Source organism: Streptomyces sp. NBC_01551 (genome assembly GCF_026339935.1).
GTDB lineage: Bacteria > Actinomycetota > Actinomycetes > Streptomycetales > Streptomycetaceae > Streptomyces.
In genome coordinates, this window is record NZ_JAPEPX010000001.1 from 3,577,894 (window position 1) to 3,602,619 (window position 24,726).

Consider the following 24,726-nt stretch of genomic DNA (forward strand, 5'->3'; position numbering starts at 1 on the left):
CAGTGGCGGTTGAAGGATCGATTCTGGTGCTGGGCGGTACCGGCCGGCAGGGCGGGGCGGTGGCCCGCGAACTGCTGCGGCGCGGGCGTACCGTGCACGCCCTGGTCCGCGACCCGGGCAAGGCGCAGGCGCGGGCCCTTCAGGAGGCGGGCGCGGTCCTCGTCCGCGGTGACCTGGACGACGAGGCGTCGCTGCTCGCGGCGATGGAGGGCGTCCACGGGGTGTTCAGCGTCCAGACGTTCCGGGGCCCCGGCGGGTGCGAGGCGGAGGAGCGGCAGGGCAGGGCGGTCGCCGACGCGGCCGTGCGGGCCGGCGTCGGGCACTTCGTCTACAGCTCGGTCGGCGGCGCGGACCGCGACACCCGGGTCCCGCACTTCGAGAGCAAGCTGAGGATCGAGGAGTACCTGCGGACGCTCGACCTGCCGACCACGGTGCTGCGGCCGGTCATGTTCCACGACATCCTCCTCGACATCGCCCCGCGTCCGGTGGAGGGCGAGCTCGTGCTCTCCCTGTGGCTGGACCCCGGGACCTCGGTGCAGCTCATCGCGACCAGCGACATCGGCGCGTTCGCCGCGGACGCCTTCGAGAACCCGGACGCCTGGCTGGGCCGGGTGGTCGAGATCGCCGGCGACGACCTGACCGGGCCGCAGATGGCCGCGGCCTTCGAGGCCGTGTCCGGGGTCCCGACGCGGTTCCAGCAGCTGCCCATCGAGCCGCTGCGCGCGAACCGCGAGGACCTGGCGAACATGTTCGACTGGTTCGAGCGCGACGGTTACCACGCCGACCTGCCGGAACTGCGCCGGAGCAGGCCGGACCTCGTCTCGCTGGAGGCATGGCTGAGCGACAACTGGACCTCGCCCCTGGTCACGTCCGGAACCTGACCCGGATCTCAGGTGAAGATCGGATCGCGGGTGCGGGTGCGCTTGAGTTCGAAGAACCCGTCGGTGGCGGCCATGGCGAGGAAGCCGTCCCACAGCCGCAGCGCGGCGTCGCCGCGCGGGGTCGGCGTCACCACGGGACCGAAGAACGCCACGTCCCCCACCGCGATGACAGGGGTGCCCACCTCGGTGCCGACGCGGCCGATGCCGTCGTTGTGCGAAGCGCGCACCGCGGCGTCGAACGCGTCGGACCCGGCCGCCTCGGCCAGCGCCGGGTCCAGGCCCGCGGCGGCGAGGGCGGCCGCGTAGGTGGCCCGCTCCTTGGGCGCCTTGTGCGGGTGGAACCGGGTGCCGAGTTCGGTGTAGAGCCGGCCCAGCACCTCGGACCCGTACCGCTCCTCGGCGGCGGCGCAGACCCGCACCGGCTCCATGCGCAGGGCCAGGTTGCGGTGCCAGCGCTCGGGCAGGTCGGGGCGCCCCTCGTTGAGCACGCTCAGGCTCATGATGTGCCAGCGGACTTCAAGGGGCCGTTGCCGGGCGACCTCCAGGATCCAGCGGGAGGTCAGCCACGCCCAGGGACAGGTGGGGTCGAACCAGAAATCCACCGGTATCGGGGTGTCGTCCCGCACGGCGGCCTCCTTGAAGTGTCGGTGGGATCGGGATCAGTAGTTTCCGAGGCCGCCGCAGACGTTGATCGCCTGGGCTGTCACGGGCGCCGCCGCGTCGGAGACCAGGTAGGCGACGAGGCCGGCCACCTCCTCGGCGGTGGAGTAGCGGCCGAGCGGGATCTTCGCCTCGAAGCGCTCCAGGATCTCCGCCTCGGTCGTCTCGAAGTGCGCGGCGTAGCCCTGGCGCACGCGCTGCGCCATCGGGGTCTCGACGTAGCCGGGGCAGACGGCGTTGACCGTGACGCCGGTCTTCGCCAGCTCCAGCCCGAGGGCCTTGGTGAAGCCGATGACGCCGTGCTTGGATGCCGAGTAGGGGGCGCCGAGCACGACGCCCTGCTTGCCGCCGGTCGAGGCGATGTTGATGATCCGGCCCCAGCCGCGCTGCACCAGCCCCGCGTTCAGCACCGCGCGGGTCATCAGGAAGACGCTGTTCAGGTTGGTGTCGATCACGTCGTACCAGAGCTCGTCCGCGATCTCCGCGGTCGCGCCGCCGCCGCTGCGCCCGGCGTTGTTGACCAGGATGTCGACCCGCCCGTAGCGCTCGACGACCGTCTCGACGAGGCGCGCGACGTCGTCCGGCTTGCGGACGTCCGCGGCCAGGCCGTCGACGTCGTGGCCGTCCGCCCGGAGCTTGTCGACGGTCTCCCGGACGGTCTCGGCGCTGCGCGCGCAGAGGAAGACGCGGAGCCCCTGGCTCGCGAGGTTCTCGGCGATCGCCAGGCCGATTCCGCTCGTCCCGCCGGTGATGAGCGCTACCTGCTGTCCGTTCTCGGCCATTCCGCCTGCTCCTTCTGGGGGTGTATGGGGGGCGCGGCACAATCTGACAAGGGGGGCCGGATTCCCGGTCGAGCGCCGGTAGAGGTGGGGCTGTTCAACCGCCCGGATTCTTCGGTTGAACGTTCAGGCAAAAATTCCGCATAGAGCCGGAGTTGCGGGTCGCAGAAGCGTCGACCTATCGTCCTGGAATCCACGAAAAAGGCGCTCTGAAAGGAAAGTCATGTCCGCAATTCCCGAAGTCCGTGACCAGTCGGACTCGTATGCGCTGCTCGATCTCATTCAGGGTGCCGTGATCACCCAGGCGCTTTCCGTCGCGGCCAAGCTCGGCATCGCGGACGTCCTCGCCGACGGGCCGCTGTCCGCCGCCGACATCGCCGCGCGGGTCGGTTCCGACGCCACGGCGACCCACCGGATCCTGCGTGCCCTCGCCGGCCACGGCGTGTTCGCGATCCGCCCCGACGGCCTGATCGAGCAGTCGCCGCTGTCCGACAAGCTCCGTGACGACGCGCCGGACTCGATGCGCGGCTTCGCCCTGCTGATGAACCACCCGCTGCTGTGGGAGGAGTGGGGCCAGCTGTTCACGACCGTGGAGACCGGCGAGCCCAACCTGCCGAAGCTGCGCGGCATGGGCGCGCTGGACTTCTTCCACGCGACCCCGGAGTACGCGGCCGTCTTCTTCCACGCGTTCGGCAAGCTCTCGGAGTCGGAGACCGACCCGATCCTGGCCGCCTACGACTTCTCCCAGTTCAACACCGTCGTCGACGTCATCGCGGGACGCGGCAACCTGCTGGCGGGCATCCTCAAGCAGTCGCCGAACGTCAAGGGCGTGCTGTACGACTCCGAGGTCGCGACCGTCGACTCGCCCTCGCTCTTCGAGGCGGCCGGTGTCGCGGACCGGCTCACGATCGAGCACGGCGGTTACCTGGACAAGCTGCCGACGGGCGGCGACGCCTACCTCTTCAAGCACATCATCCACGACTTCTCCGAGGCCGACGCCATCACGGCGCTGCGCAACGCCCGTGAGGCGATCGGCCCCGACGGCAAGCTCCTCGTCATCGAGTACGTGCTCCCGGAGAACGGCGAGCACCACCTCGGCAACACCATCGACCTCTGGCTGATGCTGATGCTCGGCGCCCAGGACCGCACGCTCGCGCAGTACACCGAGCTGTTCGCGAAGGCCGGCTTCAAGGTCACCCGGGCCGTTCCCACCAGCGCGCCGATCTCCGTCATCGAGGCGATCCCGGCCTGATCCCGGCGGGCTAACCCGGTCCCCCATCACAGGACTCGAGGGTCAGGACAGGAAAAATGGATACCGATGTCATAGTGATCGGCGCAGGTCCCGCGGGCCTGACGCTCGCGGCCGAGCTCCGCCTCGGCGGCGCCGACGTCATCGTCTTCGAGCAGCGGGCCGAGCGGAGCTGGGAGTCGCGTGGCATCGGCTTCACCGCGCGCGCCACCGAGATGTTCCACCAGCGCGGGATCCTCGAACGCCTGGAGAACATCGAGATCACCCGCCAGGGCCACTTCGGCGGCATTCCGATCGACTACGGGGTGCTGGAGGGTTCGCACTTCGGAGTGCGCGGCGCGCCCCAGTACAAGATCGAGGAGATGCTGGAGACCCGGGCGCTGGAGCTGGGCGTGATCCTGCGCCGCAGCTACGAGTTCCACGGCGTGAGCGAGAGCGCGGACGGCGTCACCGCGAGCGTGCGCGGGCCGGCCGGGCCCGAGGAGTACACCGCCCGCTACCTGGTGGGCTGCGACGGCGGGCGGAGCACCGTACGGCACCTGACGGGCTTCGAGTTCGCCGGCTCCGACGCCACCCGCGAGATGTACCTGGCGGACGTCAGCGGCGCCGACATCAAGCCGCGGATGATCGGTGAGCTGCTGCCGAACGGCATGATCATGGCAGCGCCGCTGGAGAAGGACTACACCCGCATCATCGTGTGCGAGAACGGCACGCCGCCGGACCGGGGCCGCGAGGTGACCTTCACCCAGGTCGCCGACGCCTGGCAGCGGCTGACCGGCGACTCGATCCACCACGGCCACGCGCGCTGGGTGAGCAGCTTCACCGACGCGACCCGCCAGGCCACCGAGTACCGGCGCGGCCGGGTGCTGCTCGCCGGGGACGCCGCGCACATCCACCTCCCCGCCGGCGGGCAGGGACTGAGCGTCGGTGTGCAGGACGCGTACAACCTCGGCTGGAAGCTGGCGGCGACGCTGGGGGGCTGGGCCCCCGAGGGCCTCCTCGACACCTACCACACCGAGCGCCACCCGGTGGGGGAGCGGGTCCTGCGCAACACGCTCGCCCAGGGGACGCTCAACCTGACCGGCAGGTCGGTCGAGCCGCTGCGGGCGATCATGGCGGAGATCATCGCGATCCGGCCGGTCGCGCGGCACCTGTCCGGCATGGTCAGCGGTTTCGACATCCGCTACGCGATGGACGGACCCGGCGCCGGCCGGCCCGCGCACCCGCTGCTCGGCACCCGGATGGCCGACCGCGAGCTGGAGCTCGCCGGCGGCGGCCACGACCGAACCGCCCGGCTGCTGCACCCGGCCCGCGGTGTCCTGATCACCGCCGACGCCTCGGGCGAGACGAGCCGGGCGGCCGCCGGCTGGGCCGACCGCGTGGACGTGGTCCGGGTGGCGGGCTTCCCCGCCGGACCGGAGGAGAACGGCGCCGCGACCGAGTCGGTGCTCGTCCGCCCCGACGGCTACATCGCCTGGACCGCGCCCGACGGGGGCGACCTCGAAGCCGCGCTGCGGCGCTGGTTCGGCGAGGCCGGCCACAAGCTCCGCAACCCAGAGGAGAAGAAGGAAACGTGACCGAGAACGCGGTACGTGAAACGGAACACGAGATCAACGTCTGCGCCCCCGCGGACCTGGTGTACGCGCTGGTCGCGGACGTCACCCGGTGGCCGGAGGCCTTCCCCCCGACCGTGCACGCCGAGGTCGTCGAGCGGGAGGGCGACGCGGAGCTGATCCGGCTCTGGGCGACCGCCAACGGCACCGCCAAGACCTGGACCTCCCGGCGCGAACACGACGCGGCCGCCCGGACCGTGACGTTCCGTCAGGAGCGTTCGCAGCACCCGGTCGGCGGCATGGGCGGCGCGTGGGTGGTGGAGCCCGTCTCCGCGACCTCGTGCCGGGTGCGCCTGCTGCACGACTTCCACGCGGCGACCGACGACCCCGCCGACCTCGACTGGATCAGCCAGGCGGTCGACCGCAACAGCGCCTCCGAGCTCCAGGCCCTGAAGGCGAGCGCCGAGGCGGCCGGCCCCGACGACCTGATCACCTTCGACGACACCGTCACGGTCGACGGGAGCGGCAAGGACGTCTACGAGTTCCTCAACGAGGCGCAGCTCTGGCAGGAGCGGCTGCCGCACGTCGCCCGGGTGTCGCTGGAGGAGGACGAGCCGGGTCTGCAGATCCTGGAGATGGACACCCGCACGAAGGACGGCAGCACCCACACCACGCGCTCCGTGCGAGTCTGCAAGCCGGCGACGACGATCGTGTACAAGCAGATCGTCCTGCCCGCGCTGATGACGCTGCACACCGGGCGCTGGCTCATCGAGGAGCGCGAGGGCGGCGGGGTGTCGGTGACCTCCCGCCACACGGTGCGGATCAACACCGAGAACATCGCCAAGGTGCTCGGCGAGGACGCGACCGTGCGCACCGCCCAGGAGTTCGTCCGCACCGCCCTGAGCGGCAACAGCCTGGCCACCCTCGGCCTCGCCAAGGCCTACGCCGAAGGCGTAGGCGGCGGGCGCACCCGGTCGTGAACCCGTCCCGGGAGGCCGCGCCGGTCGTGATCGTCGGCGCGGGCCCCGTCGGGCTCCTGCTGGCCTGCGAACTGCGGCGCGGCCGGGTCCCGGTGGTGGTCGTGGAGCGGCTGGCCGCTCCCATGACCGAGTCCCGGGCCAGCCAGCTCACCACGCGCACCGCCGAGCTGCTCCACGAGCGTGGGTTCGAGGAGCTGCTGGCCGGGGCGGCGCACGAGCCGCGCACCCACTTCGGCGGGCTGGGCTTCGCCCTGTCGGCCGTGGACAGCGCGTACGGGGGCAACTGGAAGGTGCCCCAGTACCGCACCGAGGCCGCCCTGGGCGAGCGCGCGGCGCGGCTGGGCGCGACCCTGCTGCGCGGGCACGAACTGACCGGGATCAGCGAGCGGTCGGACCACGTCGCCTGCGCGATCGAGGGCCCCGACGGGCGCCTGCTGCTCCGGGCGGAGTACGTGGTCGGCTGCGACGGGGCCCACAGCACGGTGCGCCGGCTGGCCGGGATCCCCGTGACCGCCACCGCGGCGACGAAGGAACTGCTGCGGGCCGACCTCACGGGACTGAGCGTCCGCGACCGCCGCTTCGAACGGCTCGCGGGCGGGTTCGCCGTGGCGGCGACCCGCGACGGCGTCACCCGCGTGATGGTCCACGCGTTCGGCGCGGACCTGCCCGAGCGCTCCGGACCGCCCGCCTTCGAGGAGGTCGTCGACGCCTGGCGGCGGGTCACCGGGGAGGACGTCTCCGGCGGCACCCCCCTGTGGCTGGACGCCTTCGACAACGCCAAGGGCCAGGCCGACGCCTACCGGCGCGGCCGGGTCCTGCTGGCCGGCGACGCCGCGCACTGGCATCCGCCGGTCGGCGGCCAGGCGCTCAACACCGGTCTCCAGGACGCCGTCGACCTCGGCCGCAAACTCGCCGAGACCCTGCACGGCCGGGCCGCGCCCGGACTCCTCGACACCTACCACGACGAGCGGCACGCCGTCGCGGCCCTGGTGCTGCGGCACGTCGCGGCCCAGGAACAGCTCATGCTCGGCGGCCCCGAGAGCGAGCCGCTGCGCGCGGTCCTCTCCGAGCTGATCGGCCTCGACCAGGTCCGCACCCATCTGACGGCGGTGGCGAGCAACCTCGACCACCGGTTTCGAAGAACGGATACGCATGGAAGGCAGGAGAGACAGTGCAGGACTTTGACACAGACGTGATCATCGTGGGGGCGGGCCCCACGGGGCTCATGCTCGCGGGCGAACTTCGCCTGGCGGGCGTCGAGGCCGTCGTCCTGGAACGGCTGACCGAGCCGATGCGCCAGTCGCGCGCCCTCGGCTTCTCGGCCCGGACCATGGAGGAGTTCGGCCAGCGCGGGCTGCTGGAGCAGTTCGGCGACATGGGCGTGATCCCGTTCGGCCACTTCGGCGGCATGCCCCTCGACTACACCATCGTGCCGGGCGGCAACTTCGGCGTGCGCGGGGTACCGCAGGCCTTCACCGAGGCGATCTTGAACAAGTGGGCCACCGGTCTCGGCGCCGAGATCCGCCGCGGCTGGGAGCTCACCGGGCTGACCGCCGGGGACGACGGCGTCGAGGTGCGGGCGGACACCCCGCAGGGCCCGCGCACCCTGCGCGGCCGCTACGTGGTGGGCGCCGACGGCGCGCGCAGTGCCGTCCGCAGCCTGGCCGGCATCGACTTCCCCGGCTACGAGGCCACCCTCGAAATGCTGATGGCCGACGTGACCGACGTACAGGTGCGGCTGCGGCCCACCGGCGAGCTCGGCGACGCGGGCATGGTCGTCGTACTGCCCGTCGGCCCGAACACCACCCGCGTCGTCGTCTTCGAGCGGGGCGCCGGCGTCCGGCCGACGTCCGAGCCGCCCGCCTTCCAAGAGGTGGCCGAGGCCTTCAAGCGCGTGACCGGCGACGACATCAGCACCGGCACCCCGGTGTGGCTCAGCTACTTCACCGACTCCAGCCGCCAGGCCGCCGAGTACCGCAAGGGCCGGGTCTTCCTCGCGGGCGACGCGGCGCACATCCACATGCCGATCGGCGCGCAGGGCATCAGCGCGGGCCTGGGCGACGCCGTCAACCTGGGCTGGAAGCTGGCCGCGGAGATCCACGGCCACGCCCCGGACGGGCTGCTCGACACCTACCACAGCGAGCGGCACCCCGTCGGGGCCCGCATCCTGGCCAACACGCTCTCCCAGCGCAGCCTGTACCTCGGCGGCCCCGAGATGGAGCCGATGCGGGCGGTCTTCGCCGAGCTGATGGCCTACGAGGACGTCCAGAAGCTGCTGGTCGGCATGGTCACGGGCCTCGACATCGGCTACGACGCCGGATCCGACGACCACCCGCTGCTCGGCCGGCGCCTGCCGGACTTCGGGCTCAGCGCCGCCCCGGACGACGGGGCGACCGCCTACGGGCTGCTGCACGGCGGCCGCGGCTTCGTCCTCGACCTGCGCGGCGACGACGCCGTGAGCGCCGCGGCCCGGCCGTGGGCCGACCGGGTCGACGTGGTCACCGCCGCGTCCCGCCCGCAGGGCGCGCTCGCGGACGTCGAGGCGGTGCTGGTCCGCCCGGACGGCTACACCGCCTGGATCGGCTCCGGCGGATCCGGGACGGCCGGCCTGACGGACGCCCTCGGCCGCTGGTTTGGCGCTCCCCGCGACAGCCACTAGACGAGCACGACCGCCCCGATCTTTGACCAAGGAGAAACCATGCCGTTCATCAACCCCGAGGCCGGGCACCTGACCGTCCTCAACCTGTTCAAGACCGACACCGTCGCGCGCGTGGACACGCTCGTCACGGAGATGAAGAAGATCGTCGACACCGCGGCGTACCCCGGCTGGATCTCCAGCACGGTGCACCGCGGCGAGCAGACGCCGGGCACCTTGAACTTCATCCAGTGGCGCGGCATGCAGGACCTGGAGTCGCGTTACAACGACAGCGAGTTCAAGCACCACACCGTGCCGGTCTTCCGGGAGATCACCTCCTACGTCCGCCTGATGCAGACAGAGGTGGAGCTGAGCCAGCGCCACCCCGGCGTCGACGTCACCGAGGTCTCGCCCGACCGCGACGACTACACGGTCGTCGAGATCCTCGGCGTGACCCCCGGCGACCAGGCCGGCCTGGTCGCCGCGCAGGGCACCGCCCACTCCTGGCTGCTGGACGTCCCCGGCTACCGCTCGCAGAGCGTGATGCGCGGCATCCGCTCCCGCAACCTGGAGGGCGGCGCGGGCACCCTGGCGACCGTCGGCACGGACAACGACTTCGTCGTCGTCTACTCCCAGTGGGACGGCAAGGAGTCCTACGACGCGTACCGCACCCTGGCCGAGTCCGAGTGGTCCTCCGCCCGGCGCGCCTTCCAGGCCAAGCGGGACGGGCTGACGACGAGCGTCGACTGGAACAGCTACCGGGCCGTTCACACCCGGTCCGCGACGCAGCCCGTGGCGGCCTGATCCCCCGGACGCCGCAAGCACGTGGGGCCCCTGGCTGACAGCCAGGGGCCCCACGTGCTTCCCGGTCTCCCGGGCGTCACTCGCCGATCTTGTCCCAGTGCCACGGGGAGTCGAACGAGGTGACCTCGACGTCCGTGCCGCCGGCGACCAGCGTGGCGGCCAGGCTCGTCGCCCCCGCGATGAACCCCGAGGTCCGGTGCGCCGCCAGCAGGTCCTGCTCGTCGAACGGCAGCCCCTCGCAGCGCAGCAGCCGCAGGTCCATGAACCCGTTGAACTTCCGGCCCAGCACCTCGACCGCCTGCGGGCTGCGGACGGTGAAGCGCACGCGGGCCGCGACGTGGCCGTTGTGGTGCTGGTCCGAGTAGTACGCGATGTCCGGGATCACCGGCGGTACGAAGTGGTCCCGCGCCGCGATCTCGGGGACCTTCGGGAGGTTCCCGACGAGGAAGTGCCACGAGTTGTACTGCATCCGCGAGGAGATGGCCCACGAGGTGTCGGCCAGGTGCGCGGCGGAGCCGCCGAAGAGCCGGCGCGCCTCGGGCGACGGTACGACGCAGCAGAAGAAGTGCGGGATCTCCCAGCCGGCGATCTCGGAGAACGACTCCGAGCGCAGCGCCGCGACCAGCGCGGGCAGCGAGCGCATCCCGCGGCTCATCGCGAAGTCGGCGTCGAAGACCTCCGCCGCCGCGCGCACCGTCTCGTAGACGAGGGACTCCAGGCCCGTGCCGAACTCGCCGTGCGGGACGGCCAGCCAGCCGGGCGCCGCCTCCAGGCCGGCGGTCTGCCCGGCGAGGGTGTCGCCGGTGACCGGGAGCCGCTCGCGCAGGCGTGCGCAGAGCTCCGCCTCCAGGCGCAGCGCGTCGTCCTTGACGGGGCCGGCGACCCGCTCGATCTTGTGCATGAGCGGGCCGTAGATCTCACGGTAGAGCTGTACGCCGCTCCCCATGAGCTCTCCGCGCCGTCCGGCCAGCGCACGGGCGAGCTCGCCGAGCGCGGCCACCCCGTGCGAGGCCGGGGCCGGCACCGGGGGCAGCGCGCCGGAGGCCGCGTTGTAGGCCGTGCGCGTGCGTTCGAGGAGGAGGGCCACGTGGTCCAGCGTGAGCTGGGTCCCGTTGGCCTCCTCGATCCGGCCGTACCCGGCCGACCGCACCAGCAGCGTGAGGCAGACCACCAGCAGCACGTCGCTGTCCGACCAGAGTTCGAGCGGCACCGTCGCGAGGCTGCTCAGCACGCAGTCGGGGTGACCCGGCCGCAGTGTCTTGCCCGTCAGGTTGTTCTGGTCGCGGAAGTTGGTGTACCGGCGGCCGCCGGCGTAGAGGATGAACGGCGCCGTCCTGAGCGCCGCCTCCGTCAGGACGTCCAGCAGTGCGCGGCGGCCGTCGGCGTCGGCCGCCATCAGCCACTGGCGGCAGTCGGAGACCGAGGCGTACCAGCGGTCCTTGGCCAGGGCCAGTTCGACCTGGTAGTCCGCGAGGTCCTCGGCGGACCACGGCACCCGCAGCACGCCGTCGACCAGGTCGGCCTCGCTGCCCAGCGGCCCCTTGGAGGGGACCCGGACGACGAGCCGGCCGCTCTTGTCCAGCCCGATCTCGCCGAGGAACGCCGTCGCGGCGTCCTCGGCCCGGTCGACCGGCCGGCCGTCGTCCCGCCAGGACCTGCCGACCAGGACCTTCAGCGCGGTCTCGTCCTCCAGCGGGAGCGCCCGCAGCTGGATGTCCGCCGGGACGTGCCCGGCGAGCGTGAGGAGCGTGTCCACGGCCGTGGCCAGGTCCGGCGCGGCGGTCGCCCGCTGCCAGGTCTGCTTGAGCAGCGCCGGGAACCCGGCGTCGCTCTCCGTCATGTAGTCGGGCTCGCCCGCGGCGCCGGCGGGCCGGCCGAGGCGGCTGGGCCGCCGGCTCTGCCGTGCCTTCGCCAGGGCGGCCCGGCGGGGGAGCGCGCGGTCGCGTTCGGTGGGGAAGGTCATGCCGTTCCCCTGGAGGTCAGGTCGATGTGGTCCCACATCCGGGCCTCGGTCTCGGTCCAGTCCTCGTCGACGTAGATGCAGTCGACGGGGCAGACCATCACGCACACCGGGCAGCCGGAGCAGAGCTCGGGGACGATCACGACGTTGAGCCCGTCGTCGAAGATCGCCCCGAACTCGGACGGGCAGGCCCGCAGGCACGTGTCACATGTGATGCATTCCGACGTCTCGATGCGACGCGGTGGCTTCTTCCAGTTCTCGTCGCGGGACTGCCGCGCGATCCGCTCGCTGCGGCCGCCGCGTCCGGTGGTGGCTACGGAAGGAGTGTCTTTTACCCACGGCATGGTCTGTTCACCCTCACAAGAGATGGCCCGTCAGCGGGACTGCGCGGTGACGGCGTTCGAGATGCCGTCCCACAGCCTGGTCCGGGCGTCGAGCGCGCGGTCGATGGTCTCCTTGCACTCGGACCACTTGACCTCGTCGTCGCCGCACAGGTCGGCGAGCATCTGCATCGCCATCGGCGTGTGCTCCTCGGCGTCCACCTGGATGTGGCGCCGCAGGTAGTCGACGAAGGTGGACAGCGAGCCGAGGCCTGCGTTGAGCGCGGCGACCTGGTCGAACATGTCGGGGATCAGGTCCTCGCGACCGAAGGCGAACGCCGCGGCCTGGCAGTGGACGGGGGAGTGCTCGATGAACTCCCAGGTGGTCCCCACGAATTCGGCGACCGGGTGCGGCACCCCGGCCTCCTCCAGCGCGGCCGGGACGGGACGCCCCTCGCGCAGCAGGCCGACGAACGCGTCGATGCGCGTGGTGTCTGCACCCGACTGGCGCATGCCGTCGAGGTATAGCTCGAAGTGGCTGGTGAAACCCTCGCCGAGCTCGTCGCTCTCCTCGACGAGGACGATGTCGTTGATGAGCCGGCGGCTGCCGGTGGCGGCGGACGGCACCCACGGCACCTCGACGCAGGTCAGCTGCCGCTGGAGGGACTTGAGCAGCGACATGAAGTCCCACACCGCGAACACGTGGTGCTCCATGAACGTGACGACCGCGTCCACGGTGTTCAGCTGGTGGTAGAGCGGGTGGCTCAGGACCTTCTGACGGGCCGGCTCGATGGCGTCCTTGAGCGTCTCGATCGCCGGATCGGTGCCGTTCCATTCGTAGCGGGACATGTCTGTCTTCTCCTTGTGGTGAGGGGCGTGCGTGAGCTGGTGGATCGCTCAGAAGGCACCGAAGTACTCGCGGTGCTCCCACTCGGTGACGTCGCCCGGGGCGCCCGGGGCGGCCTCGGCCGCGCTCCAGGCGTCGAACCGGTCGGCCTCGCTCTCCTTGAGCTTCGCCAGGCAGGACTTGAGGGGCGCGCCGAGCAGCCGCTCCGCGCGCTCGCTCGCGCGGAACGCCTCCAGCGCCTCGCGCAGGGTCCTCGGCAGGGGCGGCTGCGGCGCGCGGTCGGCGGGGACGCCGGAGAGCAGCCCGTCGAGGCCCGCGTGCAGCTGGGACGCGATGGCGAGGTACGGGTTGGCGCACGGTTCGCCGACGCGGTTCTCTACGTGTGTCGAGCTGCCCCCGCTGAGGACGCGGACCATGGCGCTGCGGTCCTCGAACCGCCAGTCGACGGAGGTCGGGGCGAGCGTGAACTCCGGGGACATCCGCCGGTATCCGTTCACGGTCGGGACGGACAGCAGGCTGAACTCCCGCGCGTGGGAGAGCAGGCCCCCGATGTACGCCTGGCCCGCCTCGGAGATGGCGTCCTGGAGGCCGTCGCCCTCGGCGAACAGGTTGAGGTTCGTCTTCGTGCTGGTGACGGACTGGTGCAGGTGCCAGCCGCTGGGGTCGAAGCCCGCGAGGCGCGGCAGGGTCATGAAGGAGGCGTGGTGGCCGAGGCGCCGGCACTCCTGCTTGAGCTGGGTGCGGAACAGCAGCATCGCGTCGGCGGCGTCCAGCGCCAGCATCGGGTTGAACGTCGTCTCGAGCTGACCGGGACCCGACTCGTGCTCGAACGAGCGTAGGGGCAGGCCGAGTTGCATGAGCAGGGCGGCCAGCGGGTCGGCGATGTGGGACACCGAGTCGTAGGCGCTGTCGAGGTTGAACTGGTAGCCCGGGTTCACCGCCTCGACCTCGGGGGCGGCGCCCTGGAGGCCGAATCCGTTGCCCTCGTTGCCCACGGGGCCGCCGCCGGTCAGCCGGGTGAGGTACCACTCGACCTCCAGGCCGACGACCGGGGACAGGTCGTGCCGCGCGTACTCGGCGCAGACCCGGCGCAGGACGTTGCGCGCGGAGAGCGGGTGCGGCGTGCCGTCGCGCAGGTACTCGGTCCCGAGCACCCAGGCCGTCCTCGCCCCGGCCCGGGGCAGTACCTGGAACGTGCGCGGATCGGGGACGAGGACGAAGTCGCCCGCGCCGCGCAGTTCGCCGACGCCCACGCCGGCGTCCTCCAGGAAGTCGACGGCGACGGCGTGGCCGGTGTCGAAGAGGAACGGCCCGGCGCTGAAGTCCATGCCGTTGCGCAGCACCGAGCGGAACACGTCCGCGGGCACGGTCTTGGACCGGGCGAGGCCGTGCGGGTCGCAGAACACGACCCGGACGAGGTCGACCTCGTCCAGCTGGAGTTCGACCTGCTCGGCCGCGGCGGCCTGCCGCTCGTCCCAGAGGCCGAACTCGGCGACGAAGGAGGGCCGTCCGACGCTGCTGTCACCGCCGTGCAGGGACCAGGATCGGGAAACCATGCTCATCTTCCTTTCGTTGTGAGGGCGGAGCGCGTCAGGGTGAGGCCGAGCACCACCTCCAGGAGTTCGGCCGCCGAGAGCACGAGGTCGTCGTCTTCGCCTTCGACCCGGCCCGCGGGCTCGGCGGAGTACGAAGGGCGCACGGCGCCGCCCTCGTCGTCAGGCAGGGGCCACCACGATCTGAAGTCCATGATCATTTTCCTTCCGCTGTGATGCCGGGGGCTGACAGGGTGAGGCCGAGCGCCGTCTCCAGGAGGCCGGCGGCCGAGAGCACGAGGTCGTCTTCGCCGACCCGGCCCACGAGTTGGAGCCCGACCGGCAGCCCGGCCGGCGTGAGGCCGACGGGCAGCGACAGGGCGGGCTGGCCGGTGAGGTTGAAGGGGTAGGCCGCGGGGGCCCAGGCGAGCCATCGCAGGTCCCGCGGGTCGGCGGCCCACGGCGGGGCGATCGCCTCGGCCGCGAAGGCCTCGACCGGGACGGTCGCCATGACCAGCAGGTCGTAGGACTCCATCACCGAGGCGAGCCGCGCCCGCAGGGCGAGCCGGGCCGCCTCGGCGCGGGCCACCGAGGCGCCGCTCAGGGAGCGCCCGTAGCGCACGACCGCCAGCCGGCCCTCGTCGCACCACGCCTCGTCGCCGGGCGCGGTGCCGTGCGCGTCGGCGGCGGCGAGGATGTCCACCAGGGCGCCGTACGGGTCGGGGAACGGGGCCTCGATGCGGTCGACGCGGTGTCCCAGCGCGGCCAGCACCGGCAGGACGCCCTCGGTGACGTCGCGGACCGCGGCGGAGGTCCCCCGGAACTCGACCCAGCCGACGCGCAGCGGGGCGAGCGCCGCCCCGGACACGGACGGGGTCGTCGCCGAGTCGGGGTCCCGGTGGTCGGGGCCGCCCAGCACCGCCATGAGCTCGGCGACGTCCGCCACGCTCCGCGCGAGCGGCCCGACGTGGGACAACCGCTCGGCGCAGGGCGGCACGTAGGGGATCCGCCCGTAGGAGGGCTTGAACCCGACCACGCCGCAGAACGCCGCGGGAATGCGGACCGACCCGGCCCCGTCGGTGCCGAGCGAGGCGGTGCACAGGCCCGCCGCCACGGCGGCCGCGGAGCCGCCGCTGGAGCCGCCGGCGGTCCGGTCGAGCGCCCAGGGATTGCGGGTGGGGGCGGACACGCGGCTGACGGTGCTCGCGCTCCATCCGTACTCCGACGTGGTCGTCTTCCCCACGACGATGGCGCCCGCGGCCCGCAGCCGGGCCACGGAGGGCGCGTCGGCCGCGGGCCGCGGGTTCGGCAGCAACGACCCCCGCCTGGTAGGGATGTCCTGTGTCTGGATGAGGTCCTTCACCGACACCGTGACGCCGAGCAGCGGCCGGCCGCGGAAGGCGGCCTCGCCGAGACCGGCGATGAGGCGGTCGGCCGCCTCGGCCTCCCGCAGCGCGCGGGCCTCCGCGACCTCGACGTACGCGCCGAGCGCCGGGTCCGTCGCACGGATGGCGGTGAGCACGTCGACGACGTGCCCGGCGACCGTGGAATGCCCATCGAGAAGAAATTGCCGTGTTTCGTGAATGCCACGGCGGATCGGCTGTCTACTCTTCGTTGTTGTCGTGGAGTCTGACACGAGACCACTACAAGTCACCGGCTGAATTCCGTGCAACTTGCGGATTGCGGAGGGTGTTACATCTGCGCGCATTCCGCAGTTGAACGGGATTTCTTGCGAATGGGGCGAGCGGCGAGCAGCATGTTTCGGAGCTAATTCACACTCACTTATCGCACAGGAGAAGAACCCGATGACTCCACGGATGGACAACCCTTCCCTGGTCGTTCCCGGCGCCCTGCAGCCCCTGCTCGACCTGACCGAGGTCATCGGCAAGGTCGGCGTGCCGCAGACGACCCTCGACCTCGTCCGGCTCCGCGTCAGCGAGATCAACGGCCGCGTCTACACGCTCGCGCAGGACGCCGAGCAGGCGGACGAGCGGCTGCCGCTGGTGAAGAGCTGGCGGACCGAGTCCTGCTTCGCCGACGCCGAGCGCTCCGCGCTGGCGATGGCCGAGGCCGTCACCCTCATGACCGACCCGCAGGACATGGCGTCGGACGAGATCTGGGAGGACTCCTCCCAGTACTACAACGACGAGCAGCTCGGCGCGCTGGTCATGCACATCGGCCTGGTCAACTTCTGGAACCGCGTGAACGTCGCCACCCAGCAGGAACCCGCGGCCTGGCGCTGAGGAAGGGGACGCATCACCGTGCTGAAGCTCATCAACGCCGGCCTGGGCCGGACCGGTACGACGTCACTGCAGGTGGCCCTGGACCAGCTCGGTCTCGGTCCCTGTTTTCACATGTTCGACATCGTCGGCGACGAGGGGCGCCTCGCGCAGTGGGAGAAGATCGTCTGCGACGGGGAGAGCCCCGACTGGGAGGCCGTGTTCGACGGGTACACCTCCGCGGTCGACGGCCCGTGCGCGGTCTTCTACAAGCAGATCAGCGAGGCGTTTCCCGAGGCCAAGGTGATCCTCACGGTGCGCGACGCGGAGGGCTGGTACCGCAGCACCTACGACACGCTCTACCAGTTCGCGCTGCGGACCGCGGAGCACCCGCCGGAGCCGGGTTCGCGGCAGGACCGGCTGTTCCGGATCGTCTCCACCATGGTCTGGGACGGCCTCTTCGAGGGCCGGTTCGGCGACAAGGACCACGCCATCGAGGCCTACCACCGGCACAACGCGGAGGTCGTGCGCGCCCTCGGCGCGGACAAGGTCCTCGTCTTCGACGTGAAGCAGGGGTGGGAGCCGCTGTGCGCGTTCCTCGGGGTCGAGGTGCCCGAGGGGGAGTTCCCGCGTGCCAACGACAGCGATTCCATGCGCCGGCGGATCGCCGAGGCGGCCGGGGCCGGTCCGGTCCCGGCCGGCTGAGGCAGCGAGGAGCACGAGGTGTTGATCTCGGAAATGACGGTGCCCGGCGCGTTCCGCGTCGAGCCCGAGCCCCTGAGCGACCGGCGCGGCCACTTCTTCGAGTCGGTGAAGGCCAGCGACCTGCTGGCCGCCTCCGGCTGGGAGTTCTCGGTCCGCCAGGTCAACTACTCGGTGTCCAGGCGGAACACCCTGCGGGGCATCCACGGCACCAAGGTCCCGCCCGGCCAGGCGAAGTTCGTCACCTGCGTGCGCGGGAGCGCGCTGGACATCGCCGTCGACCTGCGCGTGGGTTCGCCGACCTTCGGGCACTACGACGTCACGTACCAGAGCCCGGAGTCGGGGACGGCCGTGTACCTGCCGGACGGGGTCGGCCACGCCTTCCTCGCGCTCACCGACGACACGTGCATGAGCTACCTCTGCTCGCAGGAGTACGTGCCGGGAACCATGATCGACGTGGACGCGCTCGATCCGGCCCTGGCGCTGCCCTGGGACCTGAAGGAACCGCCGATCCGCTCGGACAAGGACGCCGCGGCCCCCACCCTGGCCGAGGCGGCGGCGGCGGGTCTCCTGCCGACGTGGGAACAGTGCCCGCCGCGGCTGGTCACCTTCTGATCGGCTCCAAAAGAAACGCGGAAAGAAAAGCGTGAAAAGAACGGCAGCCGGCGTCACAGACGCCGGCTGCCGTTTTCCGCTTTCGCGGGGTCCTCACCCGTTCTCGTTCGCCGAATCGGCCCGCGCGCGGATCCGGGCCATCAACGTGGCTTGCCGCACCAATTGCCGGTGGTGCACCCGGCGCGCCGCCGGATCGCGAATGGCGTCGTGGAACGCGCTGAACACGCCGAAGAACTGGTCCGACGCCGGGGCGAGGATCGTGGTCTCGCGGTCCTTCTGCTGGAGCCGCAGGAGCGGGCGGGCGTCCCGGGAGGGGGTGAACGCCCATTCCAGGATCAGCCGGCCCTCGCTGCCCCACAGGTCGTAGGTCGAGCGGTAGCTGTGGGACAGCCCGAAGGAACAGTTCGCGGTGACGCCGGCGCCGTCGCGCAGCAGCGCCGCCCCGGAGACGTCCACGCCCAGTTCCGCGTCGAACTCCAGGCCGGCCCCGAGGACCCTCGTCGCCGCCCCGAGGTACTCCTGGGCCGCGCGCACCGGGTAGCAGCCGACCTCCCACAGCGCCCCGCCGCCGAGGTCCGCCTGGTACTTGATGCCCTGCGGGTCGGTCGGCGGGATGCCGAACGAGCCGTTGAAGGCGCGCAGTTCCCCGATGGCCCCGTCGGCCAGCAGGGACCGCGCCAGGTCGTGCTGGGGGTGCCGCAGGAACGCGAAGTTCTCCATGATGAGCAGTCCGCGCTCCTCGGCGAGCGCGACCAGGGCCCGGGCGGTTTCCTCGCTGGGCACGGCCGGCTTCTCGATCAGCACGTGCTTGCCCGCGCTCAGCGCCCGGTTCGCCCACTCGGCGTGCTCGCTGTTCGGCAGCGGGATGTAGACCGCGTCGACGTCAGGCATGTCGAGGAGGCGGTCGTACCCCGCGACGGCCTCGCAGTCGAACGCGGCCGCGACGCCCTTGGCCTTCTCCTGGGACCGGCTCGCGACCGCCACCAGGTCGAACGCCGACTCCCGGATCGCCGGGAGCGCTCGCCGTACGGCGATGTCGGCGCACCCGATGACACCTATGCGGGTCCTCCGCTCGGATTCATGGACGGGTGCCAGATCTTCGTTTTTCACAGGTCCACCTAAACGACATAGGAATTCGTGTGCCTGAACGGGGATGACGCCAGCGTGGGCGGGCGGCGCTTTGTTCGTCAACACCCTTCGACTTACACGGCTCGTGGCATCGGAGGTGACTATCGGGCGCGCGTTCTCCCGATATAAAGTGCGGGCGTCCGCCTAATTGGCGCGAATAGACTGAGGAGGCGTCACGGTGAAGGGAATCATCCTGGCCGGCGGCAATGGTACGAGGCTCCACCCGATCACGCTCGGTGTATCAAAGCAAATGCTCCCGGTTTACGACAAGCCGATGATTTACTACCCGCTGTCGGCCCTGATGCTGGCGGGGATCACCGAGATCGAGATCATCACCACCCCTGAGGACCAGGAGATGTTCCGCCGGCTGCTGGGCGACGGCTCCTGGCTCGGAATCTCCCTGACCTACGCGGAGCAGGACAAGCCCCGCGGGGTCGCCGACGCGTTCCTGGTCTCCGCCGAGCACATCGGCGACGACTCCGTCGCCCTGGTGCTGGGCGACAACATCTTCCACGGCTACGAGTTCGGGCCCATGCTCCAGCGGGCCGCCCAGGACATCGAGGGCTGCGTCCTGTTCGGCTACCCGGTGCGCGACCCCGAGCGGTACGGCGTCGGCACGGTCGACGAGCGGGGCCGGCTCGTCTCGCTGGAGGAGAAGCCCGCCAACCCGCAGACCAACATGGCGGTCACCGGCCTGTACCTCTACGACAACCAGGTCGTGGACATCGCCCGGGAACTGCGGCCCTCCGACCGCGGCGAGCTGGAAATCACCGACCTCAACCGCGTCTACATGGAGCGGGGCGAGGCCACCCTGATTCCGCTCGGCCGCGGTTTCGTCTGGCTGGACACCGGAACGCACGACGCGCTGATGGAGGCGGGGGACTACGTACAGGTCCTGGAACACCGTCAGGGCGTGCGCATCGCCTGTCTCGAAGAGATCGCCTGGCGCATGGGATACATCGACCGGGAGGCCTGTTACCGGCTCGGAAGCCGCCTCGCGAAATCGGCGTACGGCCAATACATCATGGAAATGGCCCAGGCGGGCTGAGCGCGGACGGCGCACCGAGGAACGCATCCACCCTCTCACCGAAAGAAGTCCCCTCGCATGAAAATCCTCTTCACCGTCGGTGGCAGCCAGGCGGCCGTCTTCGGCGTCTCCCCGCTCGCCGCGGCCGCGCGCAACGCGGGCCACGAGATCCTGGTGGCCGCCGACGAGCCGCTGATGGCCGCCGCGGCGTCCGTGGGGCTCCCGGCCGTCTGCATCACCCCCGAACGCATGCGGTACGGCCAGGAGTCCATGACGGCCGCCGTCCGGCTCGACGCGCTGCTGGAGCTCACGCGGGCGTGGACACCGGATCTGGTCGTCGGCGGCCTCTCCCACGTCCCGCGGGTGCTCGCCGCCCGTCTCAAGGTCCCCTACGTCCGCCACATCTGGCACATCGCCCCGATGGCCCGCCGCGACCGCAAGGCGGTGGAGGAACTCCAGCCGGAGCTGCGGCGCCTGGGCCTGTCCGAACTGCCGGAGCCCGACCTCTTCATCGACCTGTGCCCGCCCTCGCTGCGCCCGCCGGGCGCCCCGGCCGCGCGGTCCATGCGCTGGGTCCCCCGGGTGAGCCAGAGCCGGCTGGAGCCCTGGATGTACACCCGTCCCGAGGGCCGCCACCGGGTGCTGATCACCGCGGGCACCCGCAACCTCATGCTCGACACCCCCGGCAATTCGCTGCGGGGGCTGGTGGACGGCCTGACCGGCGCGGGCGCCGAGGTGCTGATCGCGGCGCTCCCCGAGGCCGCCGAGCGGTTCGGCCCGGAGCTGGGCGACGTCCGGATCGGCTGGATACCCCTGGACGTGGTCGCCCCCACCTGTGACCTGGCGGTCCACCACGGCGGCGCGACCACCGCCATGACGCTGATCAACGCGGGCGTGCCCCAGCTGGTCATCCCCGACAACGGCTACGGCAAGGCCGTCGCCGAGGCCGTCAGCGGCTTCGGCGCCGCCCTGATGGTGGACCGGCACCGGCCGGAGGCCGGCCAGGACCCCGACGAGGTGATCGCGGCCGGCTGCCGGGAGATCCTCTCGGACCCCGGCTACGCCGAGCGGACCCGGACCCTGGCCCGGGAGAGCGCGTCGCTGCCGACCCCCGGCGAGGTGCTGCGCGAGCTGGAAGCCCTCGTCGCACCCTGACCGACGGCGTCGCACCCCGACCGACAGCGCACCCCGACCGACAGCGTGGCGGCCGGTGCCCGACGGGCACCGGCCGCCACGCATGCGCATCGCCCGGGGCCACACGCGAATCGCCCTGAGACCGACGGAGCGGGGCTCCGTGGTCTCAGGGCGATTCGCTGTGCGGGGGGTGACCGGCGGGCGGTCCGCCGGGTACGGGGTGCTTAGCGCGAAGCCAGGGCCTCCAGCTTGGGCACGATCTCGGCGGGCGTGGGCAGCGTCGAGATCTCCTTGGCGAGGAACTGCGTCCGCTCGGTGTAGCTCGGCTCCTCCAGCAGCTCCTTGCAGGCGGCGGCGATGACCTCGCCGGGAGCCTTGTCGGGCTCCTGCGCCTGCGGCCACAGCGTCTTGCCGGCGCCGAAGCCGCTGATGGCCTTGGCGATGGCCTCCCGGTGGTAGTTCGGCGGGAACTCCGGCGGGTTCTCCGGGATGATCAGCTGCGGCACGCCGTTGGCCATCAGGGTCGTGGCCGTGGTCGCACCGCCGTGGTGGACCGCCAGGTCACAGGTGGCGGCGGCGACGTCCATCGGGATCCAGCCGACGCGGGCGTCGCCCAGCTCCGAGCCGAACCGCTCGGCCGCACCCGGGGACGCCGCGATCAGCACCTCGGCGTTCAGCTTGCCCAGCTCGCTCACCAGCAGCGGCATGGACCAGCCCGGGTCGCGGAACATCAGGCTGCGGAAGCCCGAGGTGACCAGGACGCGGCGGCGCCCCTCGGGGCGGGTGTACATCCAACGCTCCAGCCGGCGCTGCGGGTTGCTGGGGATCCAGCGCAGCGGCTGAGCGGTGGGGTCGTGGGACGGCCGCAGAGACGGCGGGGTCGAGTCGAGGAGCAGGTCGGGCTTGAGCAGCCCGTCCAGGCCCAGGCGCTCCAGCTCGGGCCGGAGCTCCTCCTCGGCGCCCGGGTCGATGCCGGTGAGCGGGATCCCCAGGTACTCGACCTGGCGCACGTACGGGACGCGCAGGTGGGCGGCGAGCAGCATCGCCGCGTAGCTCTGCGAGCTGCCGACGACCACGTCGGGCGTCCAGTCCTTCGTCAGCTCCAGCAGGGACTCCAGCCCCGCCAGACCCATCCGCGCGAAGCCGCGACCCTGGCCGAACATCTCCTCGTCGCCCAGTTCGCGGGGGAAGCGCAGGCCCCGGCCCGGGTTGGTGATCCGCATGAAGTGCCGGATCGGGTCGACCGTGTAGCAGAACGTGGGAAGTCCGATGGCTTCCGCGGTTTCCACCCACGGTTCGTGGCCGGCCAATATGACCTGATGGCCCGCGTTCCGCGCGGCCGTCGCCAGGGGGGCGGCGGCGTAGAAGGTGGCCTGGCTGCCCGTGGTGATGAACAGGATTTTCATGGCACTCCGGATGCTTTTCGTGAGACGCGGCCCAACGGATTTGTGAACGCCACCGATGTTCCCCAGCGCGCTGTTTTTCTGTCAATCGCCCTTAAAAGGCGACCCCGTTCGAATGCGGATTTCGCGCAGTTGAACAGGGCGACTCCATGGCGACTCCATGGCAATGTCGGAGATGCCGCGACGTCCGGCGGCCGGTCACCATGAGATCAGGACGGGAAACCCTCAAGAACGCGGATATCGAAAGTCGGTGGCACTCATGAACAACCTGATCTACAACGCCCGAATGGCTCTGCGGGACATCATGGAAGTCAACATCTTCACGCAGGGGAACGACAAGGTCTATCTGACCGTTTTCCCGGACCTGGTCTGGGAGGGCACCGAGGACACGCACACGGAAAAGGTCATCCACTCCGTGATCGGCCGTCTCCACGACATGGACCTGGACGTCGTCGGCGGCGACGCGGCCGTCACCACCCTCCTGGAGGCCGGCTCCGTGGAGATCGTGCGGAAGGTCGCCTGAGAGCCGGTGCGCCGCGCTTTCGCGTCCCGCGGGCCGGTGGTCATTCCTGAGGAGGTTCGACGGTAGTGATATCGCGTTATTCATTGCCCGAGATGGCGGAGCTCTGGTCCGATCAGGCCCGCTATGACACCTGGGCCGAGGTGGAGGTCCTCGCCTCCGAGGCGCAGGTGCTGCTGGGCCGGGTTCCCGAGGCGGCGCTGGCGGACATCCGGCGGGCCCGGGTGCCTTCGGCGGCGCGCGTCGCGGAACTCGAACGCGAGCGGGACCACGAGATCCTCTCCTTCCTCGCCGCGTTCTGCGAGGACATGCCGGACGACTCCGCCCGCTGGGTGCACCTCGGCATGACGAGCTACGACCTCGTGGACACCGCCCTCGGGTACACCCTGGCCCGCGCCTGCGACGTCCTCACCGGCGCGGTGGTGCGGCTGCGCGCGGTCCTGGTGGAGAAGGCGGTCGAGCACTGGGACACGGCGTGCATCGGGCGCACCCACGGGATGCACGCCGAGCCCACGACGTTCGGCCACAAGCTCGCCGGCTTCGCCTTCGCCATCGACCGCTCGGTCCGCCGGCTCGCGGACGCCCGCGAGCAGGTCGCGGTGGGCACGATCTCCGGCTCCGTCGGGACGTACGCGCTCATCGACCCGTTCGTCGAGCAGCACGTGTGCGGGGCGCTCGGCCTCGGCGTGGAGCCGGCGCCGAGCCAGGTCGTGGCCCGCGACCGGCACGCCCAGCTCGTCCAGGCGATCGCCACGCTCGGCGCCTGCGTGGAGCAGATCGCCACCGAGGTCCGGCACCTGTCCCGCAGCGAGGTACGGGAGGTGGAGGAGCCCCGTACGGCCGCCTACCAGGGGTCGAGCGCCATGCCGCACAAGCGCAACCCGACGACCAGCGAGCGCCTGACCGGGCTGGCCCGGCTGCTGCGCGGGTACGCCGGGATGGTGTTGGAGGACGTGGCGCTGTGGCACGAGCGGGACCTGTCCCACTCGTCCGTCGAGCGGGTCGCGCTGCCGGACGCGCTGATCGTCGCGCACTACCAGGCGACCGCGGCGGCGGATCTCGTGCGGGGGCTCCAGGTGTTCCCCGACCGGATGCGCGACGCGATCGACCAGACCAACGGGCTGGCCTACAGCTCGGCGGTGCTCGCCGACCTGCTGGAGGGCGGCAGCGAGCGCGAGCGGACGTACCGGATGATCCAGGACGCCGCGAACGGGGAGGACTTCTTCACCCTGCTCAGTGCCGAGGGCGTCGAGGCCGAGCTGCTGGGGCCCGAGCGCTTCCTGGTACACCATGACGTCATTCACAAGCGATTGGAGCACCTTCGTGAGCCGGAGCATTCAGCGGGAGAACGGCCCTGACCTCGATCTCGGGGAGGTTCTGCGGGTCTACCGGGAGTCGGGCCTGGGAGAGCGGCGCCCGATCGACGAGACCGACCGCATGGCCGCGATGGTGCGGGGCGCCAACCTGGTCGTCACCTGCCGCGTCGACGGCGAGCTCGTCGGCATCGCGCGCAGCGTCTCGGACTTCGCGTACGTGACCTACCTCTCCGACATCGCCGTCGTCCGCGCCCACCAGCGCTCGGGCATCGGGAAGGAACTCATCGACGCCACCCGCAAGGAGGCGCCGCAGGCCAAGATCGTCCTGCTGTCGGCGCCCGCCGCCGCGGAGTACTACCCGCACATCGGCTTCACCGCGCACCAGTCCGCCTGGGTCCTGAACCCCTGAGCGGATGATCCCCCCGAGTGCCCGCGCCGTCATCGGCGCGGGCACTCGGCGTT

Annotated in this window: 25 protein-coding genes; 15 read left to right on the forward strand and 10 right to left on the reverse strand. The window is 71.4% G+C overall.

The window, feature by feature from the left end; translation table 11 throughout:
- Positions 1 to 26 precede the first annotated feature (26 nt).
- The gene (locus tag OG982_RS16065; protein ID WP_266786248.1) at positions 27 to 881 is read left to right on the forward strand and encodes an NmrA/HSCARG family protein; all 855 of its coding nucleotides are present in this window, start codon (positions 27 to 29) and stop codon (positions 879 to 881) included.
- Positions 882 to 889: 8 nt separating this feature from the next.
- Here OG982_RS16065 and OG982_RS16070 read toward each other — a convergent pair whose 3' ends face one another.
- Complete coding sequence (locus OG982_RS16070; protein ID WP_266786246.1) at positions 890 to 1,507, reverse strand: DsbA family protein; 618 nt, start codon at positions 1,505 to 1,507, stop codon at positions 890 to 892.
- Positions 1,508 to 1,540: 33 nt separating this feature from the next.
- Positions 1,541 to 2,323 carry a 3-oxoacyl-ACP reductase FabG gene (fabG, locus tag OG982_RS16075; RefSeq protein WP_266786244.1) on the reverse strand — a complete coding sequence of 261 codons (783 nt, stop codon included), beginning with the start codon at positions 2,321 to 2,323 and terminating at the stop codon, positions 1,541 to 1,543.
- A 220-nt stretch (positions 2,324 to 2,543) separates the two neighbouring features.
- Between fabG and OG982_RS16080 the strand changes: the two genes are divergently transcribed.
- The 6 genes from OG982_RS16080 to OG982_RS16105 are packed head-to-tail and all read left to right on the forward strand — an operon-like array spanning position 2,544 to position 9,541.
- Positions 2,544 to 3,572 carry a methyltransferase gene (locus tag OG982_RS16080; RefSeq protein WP_266948772.1) on the forward strand — a complete coding sequence of 343 codons (1,029 nt, stop codon included), beginning with the start codon at positions 2,544 to 2,546 and terminating at the stop codon, positions 3,570 to 3,572.
- A gap of 56 nt (positions 3,573 to 3,628) precedes the next feature.
- Positions 3,629 to 5,146 (forward strand): FAD-dependent monooxygenase, encoded by a 1,518-nt coding sequence (locus tag OG982_RS16085; RefSeq protein ID WP_266948774.1) that lies wholly within the window; start codon positions 3,629 to 3,631, stop codon positions 5,144 to 5,146.
- Positions 5,143 to 6,102: an aromatase/cyclase gene (locus OG982_RS16090; RefSeq protein WP_266786238.1), complete on the forward strand. Its 960-nt coding sequence runs from the start codon at positions 5,143 to 5,145 to the stop codon at positions 6,100 to 6,102. Before OG982_RS16085 ends, OG982_RS16090 begins: the two co-directional genes overlap by 4 nt.
- Positions 6,099 to 7,298 carry an FAD-dependent monooxygenase gene (locus OG982_RS16095; protein ID WP_266786236.1) on the forward strand — a complete coding sequence of 400 codons (1,200 nt, stop codon included), beginning with the start codon at positions 6,099 to 6,101 and terminating at the stop codon, positions 7,296 to 7,298. Before OG982_RS16090 ends, OG982_RS16095 begins: the two co-directional genes overlap by 4 nt.
- Complete coding sequence (locus tag OG982_RS16100; protein ID WP_323139260.1) at positions 7,274 to 8,761, forward strand: FAD-dependent monooxygenase; 1,488 nt, start codon at positions 7,274 to 7,276, stop codon at positions 8,759 to 8,761. The genes OG982_RS16095 and OG982_RS16100 overlap by 25 nt, the downstream gene beginning before the upstream one ends.
- A gap of 39 nt (positions 8,762 to 8,800) precedes the next feature.
- Entirely contained in the window at positions 8,801 to 9,541 is a 741-nt protein-coding gene (locus OG982_RS16105) for an antibiotic biosynthesis monooxygenase (RefSeq protein ID WP_266786234.1), read from the forward strand.
- A gap of 76 nt (positions 9,542 to 9,617) precedes the next feature.
- Here OG982_RS16105 and OG982_RS16110 read toward each other — a convergent pair whose 3' ends face one another.
- The 6 genes from OG982_RS16110 to OG982_RS16135 all read right to left on the reverse strand — a co-directional run bounded on the left by OG982_RS16110 (position 9,618) and on the right by OG982_RS16135 (position 15,722).
- A complete protein-coding gene (locus OG982_RS16110) occupies positions 9,618 to 11,504 on the reverse strand; it encodes a hypothetical protein (RefSeq protein ID WP_266786232.1) in 1,887 nt (628 codons plus the stop codon).
- Positions 11,501 to 11,734, reverse strand: a complete 234-nt coding sequence (locus tag OG982_RS16115) for a 4Fe-4S dicluster-binding protein (protein WP_353961816.1) — start codon at positions 11,732 to 11,734, stop codon at positions 11,501 to 11,503. The genes OG982_RS16110 and OG982_RS16115 overlap by 4 nt, the downstream gene beginning before the upstream one ends.
- 141 nt (positions 11,735 to 11,875) lie before the next feature.
- Entirely contained in the window at positions 11,876 to 12,670 is a 795-nt protein-coding gene (locus OG982_RS16120) for a DUF3050 domain-containing protein (RefSeq protein WP_266948776.1), read from the reverse strand.
- Between the two features lie 48 nt (positions 12,671 to 12,718).
- Entirely contained in the window at positions 12,719 to 14,224 is a 1,506-nt protein-coding gene (locus tag OG982_RS16125; RefSeq protein ID WP_266786226.1) for a glutamine synthetase family protein, read from the reverse strand.
- A 2-nt stretch (positions 14,225 to 14,226) separates the two neighbouring features.
- On the reverse strand, positions 14,227 to 14,415 hold the full coding sequence (locus OG982_RS16130) for a hypothetical protein (protein ID WP_266786224.1): 189 nt from the start codon (positions 14,413 to 14,415) through the stop codon (positions 14,227 to 14,229).
- Positions 14,416 to 14,417: 2 nt separating this feature from the next.
- A complete protein-coding gene (locus OG982_RS16135) occupies positions 14,418 to 15,722 on the reverse strand; it encodes an amidase (RefSeq protein WP_266786222.1) in 1,305 nt (434 codons plus the stop codon).
- A 295-nt stretch (positions 15,723 to 16,017) separates the two neighbouring features.
- Between OG982_RS16135 and OG982_RS16140 the strand changes: the two genes are divergently transcribed.
- The 3 genes from OG982_RS16140 to OG982_RS16150 are packed head-to-tail and all read left to right on the forward strand — an operon-like array spanning position 16,018 to position 17,736.
- Positions 16,018 to 16,443, forward strand: coding sequence for a carboxymuconolactone decarboxylase family protein (locus tag OG982_RS16140; protein ID WP_266786220.1), 426 nt, complete (start codon positions 16,018 to 16,020; stop codon positions 16,441 to 16,443).
- 18 nt (positions 16,444 to 16,461) lie between these two features.
- Positions 16,462 to 17,124, forward strand: a complete 663-nt coding sequence (locus OG982_RS16145) for a sulfotransferase family protein (RefSeq protein WP_266786218.1) — start codon at positions 16,462 to 16,464, stop codon at positions 17,122 to 17,124.
- A gap of 18 nt (positions 17,125 to 17,142) precedes the next feature.
- Entirely contained in the window at positions 17,143 to 17,736 is a 594-nt protein-coding gene (locus tag OG982_RS16150; RefSeq protein ID WP_266786216.1) for a dTDP-4-dehydrorhamnose 3,5-epimerase family protein, read from the forward strand.
- 93 nt (positions 17,737 to 17,829) lie between these two features.
- Here OG982_RS16150 and OG982_RS16155 read toward each other — a convergent pair whose 3' ends face one another.
- Positions 17,830 to 18,846: a Gfo/Idh/MocA family protein gene (locus OG982_RS16155; protein WP_266786214.1), complete on the reverse strand. Its 1,017-nt coding sequence runs from the start codon at positions 18,844 to 18,846 to the stop codon at positions 17,830 to 17,832.
- Positions 18,847 to 19,042: 196 nt separating this feature from the next.
- Between OG982_RS16155 and rfbA the strand changes: the two genes are divergently transcribed.
- Together rfbA and OG982_RS16165 are read left to right on the forward strand one after the other, a co-directional pair.
- Positions 19,043 to 19,912 carry a glucose-1-phosphate thymidylyltransferase RfbA gene (gene rfbA, locus OG982_RS16160; RefSeq protein ID WP_266786212.1) on the forward strand — a complete coding sequence of 290 codons (870 nt, stop codon included), beginning with the start codon at positions 19,043 to 19,045 and terminating at the stop codon, positions 19,910 to 19,912.
- A gap of 57 nt (positions 19,913 to 19,969) precedes the next feature.
- Positions 19,970 to 21,046, forward strand: a complete 1,077-nt coding sequence (locus OG982_RS16165; RefSeq protein ID WP_266786210.1) for a glycosyltransferase — start codon at positions 19,970 to 19,972, stop codon at positions 21,044 to 21,046.
- Positions 21,047 to 21,249: 203 nt separating this feature from the next.
- Here the strand turns inward: OG982_RS16165 and OG982_RS16170 are convergent, their stop codons facing one another.
- Complete coding sequence (locus OG982_RS16170; RefSeq protein WP_266786208.1) at positions 21,250 to 22,431, reverse strand: glycosyltransferase; 1,182 nt, start codon at positions 22,429 to 22,431, stop codon at positions 21,250 to 21,252.
- 256 nt (positions 22,432 to 22,687) lie between these two features.
- Here OG982_RS16170 and OG982_RS16175 point away from each other — a divergent pair, with 256 nt between their 5' ends.
- From OG982_RS16175 to OG982_RS16185, 3 genes are all read left to right on the forward strand, one after another.
- Positions 22,688 to 22,951, forward strand: a complete 264-nt coding sequence (locus tag OG982_RS16175) for a hypothetical protein (protein ID WP_266786206.1) — start codon at positions 22,688 to 22,690, stop codon at positions 22,949 to 22,951.
- A gap of 65 nt (positions 22,952 to 23,016) precedes the next feature.
- On the forward strand, positions 23,017 to 24,306 hold the full coding sequence (purB, locus tag OG982_RS16180; RefSeq protein ID WP_266948778.1) for an adenylosuccinate lyase: 1,290 nt from the start codon (positions 23,017 to 23,019) through the stop codon (positions 24,304 to 24,306).
- A complete protein-coding gene (locus OG982_RS16185) occupies positions 24,272 to 24,673 on the forward strand; it encodes a GNAT family N-acetyltransferase (RefSeq protein WP_266786202.1) in 402 nt (133 codons plus the stop codon). Before purB ends, OG982_RS16185 begins: the two co-directional genes overlap by 35 nt.
- Positions 24,674 to 24,726 lie beyond the last annotated feature (53 nt).

Bases quoted from the DNA above. Each gene is read 5' to 3' on its own strand.
- fabG (WP_266786244.1), bottom strand. From the start codon at position 2,323: ATGGCCGAGAACGGACAGCAGGTAGCGCTCATCACCGGCGGGACGAGC.
- OG982_RS16080 (WP_266948772.1), top strand. From the start codon at position 2,544: ATGTCCGCAATTCCCGAAGTCCGTGACCAGTCGGACTCGTATGCGCTG.
- OG982_RS16085 (WP_266948774.1), top strand. From the start codon at position 3,629: ATGGATACCGATGTCATAGTGATCGGCGCAGGTCCCGCGGGCCTGACG.
- OG982_RS16105 (WP_266786234.1), top strand. From the start codon at position 8,801: ATGCCGTTCATCAACCCCGAGGCCGGGCACCTGACCGTCCTCAACCTG.
- OG982_RS16110 (WP_266786232.1), bottom strand. From the start codon at position 11,504: ATGACCTTCCCCACCGAACGCGACCGCGCGCTCCCCCGCCGGGCCGCC.
- OG982_RS16120 (WP_266948776.1), bottom strand. From the start codon at position 12,670: ATGTCCCGCTACGAATGGAACGGCACCGATCCGGCGATCGAGACGCTC.
- OG982_RS16125 (WP_266786226.1), bottom strand. From the start codon at position 14,224: ATGGTTTCCCGATCCTGGTCCCTGCACGGCGGTGACAGCAGCGTCGGA.
- OG982_RS16130 (WP_266786224.1), bottom strand. From the start codon at position 14,415: ATGGACTTCAGATCGTGGTGGCCCCTGCCTGACGACGAGGGCGGCGCC.
- OG982_RS16140 (WP_266786220.1), top strand. From the start codon at position 16,018: ATGGACAACCCTTCCCTGGTCGTTCCCGGCGCCCTGCAGCCCCTGCTC.
- OG982_RS16165 (WP_266786210.1), top strand. From the start codon at position 19,970: ATGAAAATCCTCTTCACCGTCGGTGGCAGCCAGGCGGCCGTCTTCGGC.
- OG982_RS16170 (WP_266786208.1), bottom strand. From the start codon at position 22,431: ATGAAAATCCTGTTCATCACCACGGGCAGCCAGGCCACCTTCTACGCC.
- OG982_RS16175 (WP_266786206.1), top strand. From the start codon at position 22,688: ATGAACAACCTGATCTACAACGCCCGAATGGCTCTGCGGGACATCATG.